This is a genomic window from Hydrogenophaga sp. (assembly GCF_048549895.1).
In the GTDB taxonomy this organism is placed as follows: Bacteria; Pseudomonadota; Gammaproteobacteria; order Burkholderiales; family Burkholderiaceae_C; genus Hydrogenophaga.
Window position 1 is genome coordinate 146,985 of the sequence record NZ_JBLYYB010000078.1, and the last position, 12,874, is coordinate 159,858.

The window sequence follows — 12,874 nt, forward strand, 5'->3', positions numbered from 1 at the left end:
GGGCAGGGATGCTCGGGTCATGAATGAATGAACAGGGCCGCAGGGCCTCAGGAGGCGCGACGACCCACCCAGTCGGCCAGTGCATGCAGGGTGCCGGGCTGATGGACGCCGCTGTGACGCAAGGCTTCGTGAGCCCGCTCCAGCACGCGATCGGCGTAAGCCTGTGCAGCCGCCAGCCCCATCAGGGACACAAAGGTGGGCTTGTCGGCGGCGGCGTCCTTGCCCGCCGTTTTGCCCAGCGTAGCCGAATCGGCGGTCACGTCAAGGATGTCGTCCACCACCTGGAAGGCCAGGCCCAGGCAAGCGCCGTACTCGGCCAGCCGGGATTCGGTTGATGGCAACACCTGCGCAGTGGCCAGCCCCATCATCACGCTGGCCTGCAGCAGGGCGCCGGTTTTGTGGCGGTGCATGGCCTCAAGGGCCGGTTGGTCCAGCGAGTGGCCCACACTGGCAAGATCGATCGCCTGCCCCCCGGCCATGCCACCCGCGCCTGCGGCCAGCGCCAGCAGCCGGCACAGCCGCGCGGCCATGGCGGGTGGCACGCTGCCGTCGTCGGGCACCAGCAACTCGAAGGCCAAGGCCTGCAGGGCATCGCCAGCGAGCAGGGCCTGGGCCTCACCAAACTGCACATGCACCGTGGGCTTGCCCCGGCGCAACACGTCGTTGTCCATGCAGGGCATGTCGTCGTGAACCAGGGAATAGGCGTGGATCAGCTCCACCGAACACGCCGCGCGCAGGGCAACATCAGACAGCCCGCCCAAGGCTTCACACGTGGCCAGAACCAGCAGCGGGCGCAAGCGCTTGCCACCGTCCAGCACCGCGTAGCGCATGGCGTCACCGAGGCCCGCGGGCGCCTCGGACGGTACCCAGCGCGAGAGCGCGTGTTCCACCAACGTTTGTTGCGTTTCACGCCAGCCGGCAAAGCCCGCCGCGTGTTCAGAAGCCACCACCACCGTCATGCTGCGTCCCAGGGTTTGAGTTCGCCACCTTCGAGCACCTTGATCTGGTTTTCCACCGCTTCCAGACGCGCACGGCAGAAAGCCAACAGTTCGGCACCGCGCTGGTAACGCGTGAGCAACTGGTCCAAGGGCAACTGCCCAGCGTCGAGCTGGGACACAAGTTGCTCCAGCTCCTGCAGCGCGGCTTCGTAGCTGGCGGCAATCGGCGGGGTGTCGGCCATGGAAGCGGCTGCGGTGGTCTTGGGGGTTCGGGGCACGGTGGGAATGGATTCGTTCACGTGGTTCATTCTAAAGTGGGCACGCTTTGGCGTACCGGCGCTGGACGGCGGGTACTGCCCCGGGGGGTAGAATTCGCCCCTTTTTCATCACTGACGGGCTCTCACGGCCCGGAGGGACGCACCACTCCACCCATCCCGCGCGAATTCGTCTCACGAGCACAGCGCTTACCCTGCCCCTTCATAGGGGGAGTCTCTAGGTCAGGACCACGATGTCTGATTTAAGTCTTCAACTGCAGCAGGCCGCAAGCCAACTTCAGGTTTCCAGTTACTTCGACGAAGCGCTGTTCCAGCGCGAAAAGGAAGTCCTCTTCCAGCGCGGGCCCCGTTATGTGGGGCACCAACTTGCCGTCCCCAACGTGGGGGACTACCACGCCCTGCCGCAAGAAGCCGGCGGACGTGCTCTGGTGCGCACCGCCAGCGGTGTGGAGCTGGTCTCCAACGTCTGCCGGCACCGGCAGGCCATCATCCTCAAGGACCGGGGCAACCTGCAGGAAACCCGCAGTGGCAGCGCGGGCGGCAACATCGTTTGCCCGTTGCACCGCTGGACCTACAGCGGCATCCAGGGCGAACAGGCCGGCCAGTTGCTGGGCGCCCCCCACTTCGCCAAAGACCCCTGCCTGAACCTCAACAACTACCCGCTTCGCGAGTGGAACGGGTTGCTGTTCGAGGACAACGGCCGCGACGTGGCCGCCGACCTGGCGAACATGGGCCCGCGCGCCGCGCTCGATTTCGAGGGCATGGTGCTGGACCACGTGGAGCTGCACGAGTGCAACTACAACTGGAAGACCTTCATCGAGGTCTACCTGGAGGACTACCACGTGGCGCCCTTCCACCCGGGCCTGGGTGGTTTCGTCACGTGCGAAGACCTGCGCTGGGAATTCAAGCCCGAGTACTCGGTGCAGACCGTGGGCCCAGCCAACCTGCTCGGCAAGGCCGGCAGCCCGGTCTACCAGCGCTGGCACGAGCAGCTCATGCAGTACCGCCAGGGCCAGATGCCCGAGCACGGCGCGATCTGGCTGACCTACTACCCGCACATCATGGTGGAGTGGTATCCGCACGTGCTCACCGTGTCCACCCTGCACCCGGTGAGCGTGGACAAGACCATCAACATGGTCGAGTTCTACTACCCCGAAGAGATCGCCGCCTTCGAGCGCGACTTCGTCGAAGCCCAGCGTGCGGCCTACATGGAGACCTGCCTGGAAGACGACGAAATCGCCGAGCGCATGGACGCGGGTCGCAAGGCGCTGCTGGCGCGCGGCGACAACGAGGTCGGTCCCTATCAAAGTCCGATGGAAGACGGCATGCAACATTTCCACGAGTGGTACCGGGACAAGATGAGCCCCCCCGCGCCGCCTGGAGTCTGACCCGTGCAAGCGCTGTGGATGGTCTTGGCGTCGCTGTTTTTTGCCACCATGGGCGTGTGCATCAAGTTCGCATCGACGCACTTCAACAGCTTCGAGATCGTCTTCTACCGTGGCCTGGTGGGCGTGGCCTTCCTGATCGGCCTCACCCGTGTGCAAGGTGTGTCGTTGCGCACCAGCCTGCCCATGATGCATGTGTGGCGCAGCGTGGTGGGGGTGACCGCACTCACCTCCTGGTTCTACGCGATAGCCGTTTTGCCGCTGGCCACTGCCATGACGCTGAACTACATGAGCAGTGTGTGGATCGCGGCCTTTCTGCTTGGGGGCGCGCTGCTGGTGCAAGGGCGCAACGCGCCGATTCGCCAGCAAGCGCCGCTGTTCCTGGCGGTGCTGGCGGGCTTCGGTGGCGTGGCCATGATGTTGCGCCCCACGCTGGGTGAAGGTCAGGCGGTCGGCGCACTGGTCGGACTCATGTCGGGCATCTTCTCGGCCTTTGCGTACCTGCAGGTGGCTGCCCTGGCCCGGGCCGGAGAACCCGAGGGCCGAACGGTGTTTTATTTCTCCATCGGCGCGGTGATCGCAGGCGCGCTGGGCATGGTGTTCGCGGGTGCCAGCGAGTGGCTCTGGCCGAGCGCACTGTGGCTGCTGCCGATCGGCCTGCTGGCGGTCTTCGGCCAGCTGTGCATGACACGCGCCTACTCCAGCGGCGCCACCATGGTGGTGGCCAACCTTCAGTACTCGGGCATCGTCTTTGCGGCGCTCTACAGCCTCACCGTCTTTGGCGACCAGTTGCCCCTGGTGGGCTGGCTGGGCATGGGCCTGATCATCGTCAGCGGCATCACCGCCACCGCACTGCGCGCCCGCGCTGTGCCGAATGCGCCCGCCGAAGAACATTGAAGCCCTGGTGACCTGAAGCACAATGCGCGCATGTTCACCACCCTGATCTCTGCCCGCGAGCTGCAGCAGCTCATGTCCAGCGGTGCCCCGTTGCGCGTGTACGACTGCAGCTTCGACCTCATGAAGCCCGATGCGGGCGAAGCGCAGTTCGTCAAGGAACACATCCCCGGCTCGGTGCATGTGCACCTGGACCACCACCTCAGCGACAAGACCGGTGCCGACCGCGCCAGCGGCGGGCGCCACCCCCTGCCCTCGCGCGAGACGTTTGCGAAACGCATGGCCAACCTCGGCTTGTCCGACGGCGTGCAGGTGGTGGTGCTGGACCGTCAGGGCGCCAACTACTGCGGCCGCCTGTGGTGGATGCTCAAATGGTGTGGTCATGAACCCGTGGCCGTGCTCGATGGCGGGCTGGCCGCCTGGAAGGCCGCCGGCGGCGCCGTGGCCAGCGGGGCGGCGCCCGTGCCGGCGCCCGGTCACTTCACGCTTCAGCCCGCCGCAGCGGCAACCGCGTCCACCGGCAGCATCTCGCAAGCGCTCGGCCGCCCCACGCAGACGCTGATCGACGCGCGGGCCACCGCCCGATTCCGAGGCGAGATCGAACCGCTCGACCCGGTGGCCGGCCACATTCCGGGTGCACTCAACCGCCCCTTTGCCGAGAACATCGGCCCCGACGGTCGCTTCAAACCCGCCACTGAGCTGCGCGCCGAGTTTGAGCGCCTGCTCGCCGGGCGCGACCCAGCCAGCGTGGTGCATCACTGCGGCAGCGGCGTGAGCGCCATTCCCAACCTGCTGGCCATGGAAGTGGCCGGCCTGGGCCGCACGGCGCTCTACCCCGGCAGCTGGAGCGAGTGGTGCAACACGCCCGATGCGCCTTGCGCCGCAGGCTGACGATTGCACCGACCCTGCGCCCTTCTTCTTCATCCACCATGCAGCCTTACGAAGACGCAGCCCTCAACATACTGGGCGACAAGGACCGCACCGCCGCGCTGTCCCTGATGTCGCTCGTGATCGGGATCGCAGGTCTGGTGGTGCTGGCGATGGAACTGGTCCTCGCCTCCCCGGGCCAGCACGAGGGCTGGGTCGCTGGTGGCCTCACGGTCGTTGCCTGGATGAGCTACGGTCTGGCGCGCGTCGGCCGCACGCGCTACGTGGCGCATCTCATCGTGGCAGCCGTGCTGGGTGCTGCCATCTTCTCTGCCATCACCTACGGATCGGTGCGCACCGCCGTGGGCTTTCTCTTCATGGGCTCGGTGGTGGGTGCCGGCATCTTTCTGGGGCGCACTGCACTCGTCGTCACCACGGTGGCCAGCATCGGCTCGCTGGGTGCGCTGACCTGGGCAGAGGCCACCGGGCTGCTGACGGCCAGGCCCGACTTCAGCGTCGGCCTGCGCGTGTGGATCACCCATTCGGCCACGGTGCTGGTGTGCGCACTCATGGTGCACCACAGCCGGCTCAGGACCAACCGGGCCATCAAGCTCAAGACGCAGGAATTCGAGCGCCGCAAGGCCACCGAGCAGGAACGCGACCGCAGCCTGGAGCGCTTTGCCCGCATCTTTCGCACCAGCCCGAGTCCCATGGTGGCCCAGTCGGCGCGCACCGGCTCCATCCTCGATGTGAACCCCGCGTTCGAGCGCAGCTACGGCTACGCGCGCGACCAGGTGCTGGGTCGCCAGGAACACTTTCTGTGGGCCGACGCGACGCAGCGCGAGATCTACCTGCAGCGGCTCTACGCCGAACGCCACGTCGACCAGTTTTCCTGCCAGGGTCGCCGCTGCGATGGCACCGTGTTCGAGGCGCTCATCTCCAGCGAGATGGGCACCGACCGCGAGGACAAGCTCATCATCACCACCGTCACCGACGTGAGCGCACAAGCCGAAGCCATGGAACGGCTGCGGCGCTCCGAAGAGCGGTTCGCCAAGGCGTTCAACTTCAGTCCGCTCAACCTCACCATCACCCGCCTCAGCGACGGGAGCTTTCTGGAGATCAACAAGGCCCAGGATCGCGTGCAGGGCATGCTGCCCGAAGAGCTGATAGGCAAGACCACGGTCGAGGCCGGTGCCTGGCTCACGCCCGCCGATCGCGAGCAGTTCGTGGCCCAGCTTCTGCGCGACGGTCGGATCAACAGCTATGACACCCTCATGCGCCACAAGGATGGCAGTCTGGTGGACACACGACTGTGGGCCGAACTGATCGAGATTGACGGGGAGGTGTGCATCCTCTCGTGCACCGTCAATATCGCGGCCGAGAAGCGGCGCGAGGCCCTGCTGCTCAATGTGGCGCGGGGCGTGGCGGCTGAAACGGGAGAGGCCTTTTTCACCGCGCTCACGCGCCATCTGTCGGAGAGCATCGAGTGCGACATCGTGGTCATCGGGGAATGCAGGGATTCGCAGCAGGTGGACGCCCTGTCCATCTGGAAAGATGCACAGCCCATGCCCACCTTCAGCTTCGAGACGGTCAACACGCCGTGCGCCGAAACGCTGAGGCAGAAAGAAATCTTCGTGTGCGCACAAGGCCTGTCACAGGATTTTCCGCAAGCCCGGGGCATCAACCGGGAGGGCTTCCAGTCTTACCTGGGTCAGGCGCTGCGCGACGCCGACGGCACCCCCATCGGCATCCTGTTTGCGATGTGGCGCAAACCCCTGAAGCTGCGTGAAGACATGGAGGCACTGGTCTCCATTTTTGCCAGCCGCGCCAACGCCGAGCTGGTGCGGCTGCACCGCGACCGCGAGATCCAGCGCCTGACGGAAACCCTGGAACAGCGCGTGCGCGAGCGCACCGCCGACCTGCAAAAGCTCAATGCAGAGCTCGACTCGTTCGCCTACACGGTCTCGCACGACCTGAAATCCCCGCTTCGCTCCATCGACGGCTTCACCCGCTTGCTCGAGGAGCAGATGGGCGAGCGCCTGAGCGCCGACGAGCGCGAGATGTTCGATCGGGTGTTGTCGTCCACCGCCCGCATGGGCTCGCTGATCTCTGCGCTGCTGGCGCTGGCGCGTGTGAGCCAGGCGCAGCTGGAGCGCCAGACGGTGGACCTGAGCGAGCTGGTGCGCAGCATCCTGGCCGATCAGCTGGGCAAGCACCCGCAGCGGCAGGTGCAGTGCCACATTGCCGATGGCCTGAGCGCCGGATGCGACCCCCAGCTGGCGCGCATTGCACTGGAAAACCTGCTGGCCAACGCCCTCAAATACACCCGCAATGAATCCTGGACCCGGATCGAGTTCGGATGCTCGGTGCCTGAAGACGGCAGCGTCCCCCGGTACTTTGTGCGCGACAACGGGGTGGGCTTCAACATGGCGCACGCCGCCAAGCTGTTCAAACCCTTCCAGCGCCTGCACATGGCCAGCGAGTTCGAAGGCACCGGCATCGGCCTGGCCACCGTGCGCCGCATCATCGAGCGCCACGGTGGCGACATCACCGCCATCAGCGCGCCCGGCGAAGGCGCCACCTTCAGCTTTTCGCTGGGCGACGCGACATCCCACTGAGGATCAGTGGGCCAGGCTGCTCACCAGGGTCACCAGCGCGATGCCCGCCAGCAACCAGGCCACCTGCGCCACCGTGTCGCGAAACCCCAGCTTTTTCTGCAGTTGCGGAATCAGATCGGCCAGGGCCACATACACAAAGCTGCTGGAAGCCGCCACCAGGAAGAACGGCAAGTAATCCTGCAGTTGCGTCACGAGGAAATAACCCACCACCCCACCGATCGCGGTGACGGTGCCCGCCAGCGACACCTTGACCAGCGCAGCGCGCGAGGTGCCCGAGGTGTGGCGCAGCACCACGAGGTCGCCGATGTGGTGCGGCACCTCGTGCGCCAGCACCGCCAGCGAGGTGATCACGCCCAGGCGCATGTCGGCCAGGAACGCCGAGGCGATCAGGATGCCGTCGCCGAACGCATGCACGCTGTCGCCGGCCAGCACCGCCCAGCCGCCCGAGCGCGGACCGTGGTCGTGGTGCGCATGCGCGTGCCCATGGTGGTGAGCGTGGTCTTCATGACCGGCTTGCGGCGCCGGCCCATGGTTGTGCTCATGCCCGTGGTGCCACAGTTCGGCCTTGTCGAGCAAGAAGAAAAACACCAGCCCGCCCAGCAGCATGGCAAACAGCTCGTGGGCGCCGGCTTCGCTCTCGAAAGCCTCGGGCAGCAGGTGCATGAAGGCGGTGGCCATGAGCGCACCGGCGGCCATGCTCAGCATGTGCTGCGTGAATCGCGCCAGCATGGCAAATGCCATCAGCGCGGCCAGCCAGACGCTGCCCACACCGGCCGCCACGGTACCCACCAGGATCGCCAACAAGGTCATGTTGCTCTTTTCAGTTCGTCCACAAAAAAAGGCCGCTGTTCAGCGGCCTTGGTCTTGCCCGGCGCCAGCGCCCTCAAGCCACACCGTGTTGCTTGAACCAGGCCAGGGCACGGTTCCAGCCATCGTCGGCGGGTTCCTTGCGGTAGGTCGGTCGGTAGTCGGCATGGAAGGCGTGGGGCGCTTCGGGGTAGACCACAAAAGTCGATGCCCTGGCGGCTGCATTGCCCACCGCCAGAGCAGCTTTCATCTTATCAACCGTGTCAAGGGGGATGCCGGTGTCGGCGCTGCCGTAGAGCCCGAGCACCGGGCCTTTGAGCTGGGCCGCCACGTCCACCGGGTGTTTCGGACTCAGCGGTGTTGCGTCGCCCACCAGCCGTCCATACCACGCCACGCCGGCCTTCACCGCCGGGTTGTGGGCGGCGTACAGCCAGGTCTGGCGTCCGCCCCAGCAGAAGCCGGTCACGCCCACTTTGGCGGCATCACCGCCGTTGGCCGCTGCCCATTTCACCGCCGCGTCCAGATCGGCCATCACCTGCGCGTCGGGCACCTTGGAGACCACCTCGGCGATCAGCTTGGCCACCTCGCCATAGCTCTGTGCATCGCCCTGGCGCACGAACAGCTCGGGCGCAATGGCCATGTAGCCTGCCCGGGCGAACCGGCGCGCGGTGTCGGCGATGTATTCGTGCACGCCGAAGACCTCGGACAGCACCAGCACCACCGGCAAGCCGGTCTTGCCGGCCGGTGCTGCGCGGTAGGCCGGCATCTTGTAGCCGTTGACGTCGATCATCACCTCGCCCACGGTCAGGCCGTCAGACGGGGTGCGAATGGCGGTCTGCGCCATCAGCGGCGCAGCAGCCGCTGCATAGCCCACCCCCAGCGCCGCCTTGAGCGCGGTGCGGCGCGTGGCGCCCTGTTCGTTCGAATCGCCGGGCAGCAAGGCGCCAAGGTCCTGGGCGTGTTGGTCGTTGAGCATGGGGTGTCTCCTGAAGGGGTCGAAGCGGTCGAGTCTGCCATGCACACTAAAGCCGCGTGGCCGCGTCAAACATGTCCAGCAGTTCGTGCTCCCATGACCCCTGCTGGTCGACCGCGGTCTGCACAAGCACGGTGCGGGTGGGCAGGTCGATCAGCACGCGCTGGCCGTGGTGGCCGTGCATGGCCGGTCGCGAACCATCGGCGCGCGCATGCCAGAACAAGGCCTTGTAGCCCTGCGCCAGCCGGGCCCGGCCATGGCGCACCGGGGCATCACCCGCGCTCCACGAGGTGCATTCGTTGATCCACGCTTCGCTGACGATGGTCCGGCCATCGGGCCCCCGGCCGCGCTGGGCCACCAGTTGGCCCAGGCGTGCCCAGTCGCGCAGCCGCGCGGCGAAGCCAATGCTGTTGAACTCGGCACCACGCGCATCGGTGAACCAGGTGGCTGGCGCCTCGGCTCCCAGGGGCTGCCACAACACCTGCTCGGCCAATGCCGACAGCGATCCACCGGTGACGCGGCGCATCACCATGCCCAGCGTGAGCGGGCACAGCTCGTTGTAGTTGAAGCGCGTGCCGGCGGGCTCGCTGCGGCGGTTCCATCCCGCCACGGTGCGCGCGATGTCGGGGTCCCGACCCAGCAGCGCGCCGGGGTACAACACGGCGTTGTCGCGGGCGTGCACCACGTCGGCGCCACTGCACATGTTGGCCAAGTGGCGCAGCGAGGTTTCGCCGTGCAGGGTGCTGGCGAGTTCGGGCACGTAGCGCGCAGCCGGGTCGTCGAACGACTGGATCAGCCCGCGGTCCAGGCAGATGCCCAGCAACAACGACGTGACGCTCTTGGCCATGGACCAGCTCTGCAGGCGCATGGCCGGCTGGCGCGCAAAGCGGTAGCGCTCGAACAGGATGTTGTTGTCGCGAGCGATCAGCAGGCCGGTCACGGGCCACTGCGACAGGTAGGCCTCGGGCGTCTTGTCGACAAGTCCCGAGCGGTAGCGGAAATCGTTCACCGGCGTGTCGTTCCAGGCGGCCACCCGGTGACCGGCCTGGATCACATGGTGGCGGATCGAACGCTCAAGCCCACCCGAGTAGTTGCCCACGCGGAATTCGGGCAGACGCTCGAAGCTGGAGCGGCTCTCGGGGTAGCCACGCAGCGCGCCCCACTTGTCGTCGCTCTGTGCCCACGCAGGCAGGCCCGCCGCCGCCAGGCCGGCGCACAACAATGTGCGGCGTGGCAGCTTCAATGGGCCTTGTCCCAGTTGGCTCCGACGCCCACTTCTGCGAGCAAAGGCACCTTGAGCTCGGCCACACCCGCCATCAGGCGCGGAATCTCGGTCTTGAGCCAGTCCACCTCGGCCTCGGGCACCTCGAACACCAGTTCGTCGTGCACCTGCATGATCATCTTGGTGCCGCGCTGCTGCTCGTCCAGCGCCTTCTGCACCGCCACCATGCTGAGCTTGATGAGGTCGGCCGCCGTGCCCTGCATGGGCGCGTTGATGGCGGCGCGCTCCGCACCTCTGCGGCGTGGGCCGTTGGGGCTGTTGATCTCGGGCAGGTACAGGCGCCGTCCAAACACGGTTTCCACATAGCCCCGGGCCTTGGCCTGGGCGCGGGTGTCGTCCATGTACTGCTTCACACCGGCAAAGCGCTCGAAGTAACGCGTGATGTAGTTCTTGGCGGCCGTGTTGTCGATGGCCAGTGCTTTGGCCAGGCCGAAGGCGCTCATGCCGTAGATCAGGCCGAAGTTGATCACCTTGGCGTAGCGGCGTTGCTCGCTGCTCACCTGCGCCGCGTCCACGCCGAACACCTCGGCAGCGGTGGCGCGGTGCACGTCGATGCCTTCGTGGAAGGCCCTGAGCAAGGCAGCATCACCGCTGATGTGGGCCATGATGCGAAGCTCGATCTGCGAGTAGTCGGCGCTCGCAATCACATGACCGGCCGGGGCCACGAAGGCCTCGCGCACGCGCCGGCCTTCGGGCGTGCGGATGGGGATGTTCTGCAGGTTGGGGTCGTTGCTGGAAAGCCGCCCGGTCACCGCCACGGCCTGCGCGTAGTGCGTGTGCACGCGTCCGGTCTTCGGATGCGCGAGTTGCGCCAGCTTGTCGGTGTAGGTGCCCTTGAGTTTGGAGAGGCCGCGGTGCTCCAGGATCTTGGCCGGCAACGGGTAGTCTTCCGCGAGTTTTTCCAGCACCTCTTCGTCGGTGCTGCGTGCACCGGTGGCGGTCTTCTTGATCACCGGCAGGCCGAGCTTGTCGAAGAAGATCTCGCCCAGCTGTTTGGGACTGCTCAGGTTGAACGGCTGGCCCGCGATCTCGTAGGCCTCCTGCTCCAGCGCGTGGATGCGCGAGCCGAGTTCGTGGCTTTGTTTGGCCAGCGTGGGCGCGTCGATCAGCACGCCGTTGCGCTCGATGCGGTAGAGCGCTTCGCTGCTGGCCATTTCGAGCTCGTAGACAAAGCGCAATGGGTCATCGGCTTGAAGCTGAGGCCACAGCACGCGGTGCACGTCCAGCGTCTGGTCGCTGTCCTCGCACGAATACTCGGCCGCCTTGGCCACGTCGACCTGCGCAAACGGAATCTGGTGCGCGCCTTTGCCGCAGAGGTCTTCGTAGTTGATGCCTTTGCGGCCCAGGTGGCGCTCGGCCAGGCTGGCCAGGCCGTGCGGCTTGTGCACTTCGAGCACATAGCTCTGCAGCATGGTGTCGTGCACATAACCCTGCACCTCGATGCCGTGGTTGGCGAACACGTGGCGGTCGTACTTCACGTGCTGGCCGAGCTTGGCGTGTTTGCCGTCTTCCAGCCAGGGCTTGAGCTTGGCCAGCACCTCGTCGAACGGCAGTTGCTCGGGCGCGTCGGGCCCGCTGTGGCGCAGCGGAATGTAGGCCGCCTCGCCCGGCGTCACGCTGAAGCTGATGCCCACGATTTCGGCGCGCATCTCGTCGAGCGAGGTGGTTTCGGTGTCCACCGCCACGAGATCGGCGGCCAGCACGCGGGCCAGCCAGGTGTCGAAGAGCGCCCAGGTGAGGATGGTGTCGTAGGCCACAGCCGCCCGTTCGGGCTGAGCCTGTCGAAGCCCTTCTTCGGCAGGCTCGTCGAACAGGTCGCCCATCCGGTCGGACTGGGCTTGTCGAAGTCCATTGGCACCGGGTTTGGCGAGCCCTTCGACAGGCTCAGGGCGACCGGATACCTTGGCACCCAGCGATTGCGCCAAGCCCTTGAAACCATACGTCTCGTAGAAGGCTTTCAACGCTTCGTTGTCGGGCTCACCGATGCGGATCGCATCCAGCGCCGGCAGACCGGGCACAAAACCATCGAGGTCGCAATCGGTCTTGATGGTCAGCAGTTGGCGCCCCGTGGGCAGCCAGTCCAGCGCCTTGCGCAGGTTCTCGCCCGCCACGCCCTTGATCTCACCCGCGCGCGCCACCAGCGCGTCGAGCGAGCCGTATTCCTGCAGCCACTTGGCGGCGGTCTTGGGCCCGACCTTCTCCACGCCGGGCACGTTGTCCACCTGATCGCCCACCAGGGTTTGAAAGTCCACCATCAGCCGCGCGGGCACGCCGAACTCGGCTTCCACGCCGGCCAGGTCGCGCTTCTTGCCGTTCATGGTGTCGATGATGGTGATGTGCTCGTTCACCAGCTGGGCCAGGTCCTTGTCGCCGCTGGAGACGATCACGCGGATGCCTTGCTGCGCTGCGGTCACGGCCAGCGTGCCGATCACGTCGTCGGCCTCCACGCCGGGCACGTCCAGCACGGCCCAGCCGAGCAGGCGCACCACCTCGTGGATGGGCGGGATCTGCGCGCGCAGGTCGTCTGGCATGGGGCTGCGCTGGGCCTTGTACTCGGGGTAGATGGCGTCGCGGAAGGTCGGGCCCTTGGCGTCGAACACGCAAGCCACGAAGTCGGCAGGCACCTCTTTTTTCAGGCTCTGCATCATGTTGACCATGCCGCGGATGGCACCGGTGGCCGGGCTGGACGCGTCACCGGGCACGGCCCGCAGGTCCGGCATGGCGTGGAACGCGCGGTAGAGGTAACTGGAGCCGTCGACCAGCAACAGGGTGGGGGTGGGGGATGAAGCGTCGGACATGGGCGCATTGTCGGGGAGATCGCGCCGCATCCAGCGA

10 protein-coding genes are annotated in these 12,874 nt (G+C 66.5%); 4 read left to right on the forward strand and 6 right to left on the reverse strand.

What is annotated here, in order from left to right:
* Positions 1 to 47 precede the first annotated feature (47 nt).
* Together ACN4F8_RS08710 and xseB are read right to left on the reverse strand one after the other, a co-directional pair.
* A complete protein-coding gene (locus tag ACN4F8_RS08710; RefSeq protein WP_419473207.1) occupies positions 48 to 959 on the reverse strand; it encodes a polyprenyl synthetase family protein in 912 nt (303 codons plus the stop codon).
* Entirely contained in the window at positions 956 to 1,180 is a 225-nt protein-coding gene (gene xseB, locus ACN4F8_RS08715; protein WP_419473221.1) for an exodeoxyribonuclease VII small subunit, read from the reverse strand. Before xseB ends, ACN4F8_RS08710 begins: the two co-directional genes overlap by 4 nt.
* Before the next feature lie 266 nt (positions 1,181 to 1,446).
* On the opposite strand from xseB, the gene ACN4F8_RS08720 reads away from it, so the two are divergent.
* Genes ACN4F8_RS08720 through ACN4F8_RS08735 form a run of 4 tightly spaced genes read left to right on the forward strand, consistent with a single transcriptional unit; the run spans position 1,447 to position 6,977 of the window.
* Positions 1,447 to 2,601, forward strand: coding sequence for an aromatic ring-hydroxylating oxygenase subunit alpha (locus ACN4F8_RS08720; protein ID WP_419473208.1), 1,155 nt, complete (start codon positions 1,447 to 1,449; stop codon positions 2,599 to 2,601).
* A 3-nt stretch (positions 2,602 to 2,604) separates the two neighbouring features.
* Positions 2,605 to 3,495, forward strand: a complete 891-nt coding sequence (locus ACN4F8_RS08725; protein ID WP_419473209.1) for a DMT family transporter — start codon at positions 2,605 to 2,607, stop codon at positions 3,493 to 3,495.
* Between the two features lie 30 nt (positions 3,496 to 3,525).
* Complete coding sequence (locus ACN4F8_RS08730; RefSeq protein WP_419473210.1) at positions 3,526 to 4,383, forward strand: sulfurtransferase; 858 nt, start codon at positions 3,526 to 3,528, stop codon at positions 4,381 to 4,383.
* 38 nt (positions 4,384 to 4,421) lie between these two features.
* Complete coding sequence (locus tag ACN4F8_RS08735) at positions 4,422 to 6,977, forward strand: PAS domain S-box protein (protein WP_419473211.1); 2,556 nt, start codon at positions 4,422 to 4,424, stop codon at positions 6,975 to 6,977.
* Between the two features lie 3 nt (positions 6,978 to 6,980).
* Here the strand turns inward: ACN4F8_RS08735 and ACN4F8_RS08740 are convergent, their stop codons facing one another.
* The 4 genes from ACN4F8_RS08740 to polA all read right to left on the reverse strand — a co-directional run bounded on the left by ACN4F8_RS08740 (position 6,981) and on the right by polA (position 12,837).
* On the reverse strand, positions 6,981 to 7,787 hold the full coding sequence (locus ACN4F8_RS08740; RefSeq protein ID WP_419473212.1) for a ZIP family metal transporter: 807 nt from the start codon (positions 7,785 to 7,787) through the stop codon (positions 6,981 to 6,983).
* Between the two features lie 73 nt (positions 7,788 to 7,860).
* Positions 7,861 to 8,760, reverse strand: a complete 900-nt coding sequence (locus ACN4F8_RS08745; protein ID WP_419473213.1) for a dienelactone hydrolase family protein — start codon at positions 8,758 to 8,760, stop codon at positions 7,861 to 7,863.
* Between the two features lie 46 nt (positions 8,761 to 8,806).
* Positions 8,807 to 10,000: a serine hydrolase domain-containing protein gene (locus tag ACN4F8_RS08750; protein ID WP_419473214.1), complete on the reverse strand. Its 1,194-nt coding sequence runs from the start codon at positions 9,998 to 10,000 to the stop codon at positions 8,807 to 8,809.
* Positions 9,997 to 12,837: a DNA polymerase I gene (polA, locus tag ACN4F8_RS08755; protein WP_419473215.1), complete on the reverse strand. Its 2,841-nt coding sequence runs from the start codon at positions 12,835 to 12,837 to the stop codon at positions 9,997 to 9,999. The genes ACN4F8_RS08750 and polA overlap by 4 nt, the downstream gene beginning before the upstream one ends.
* Positions 12,838 to 12,874: the final 37 nt, after the last annotated feature.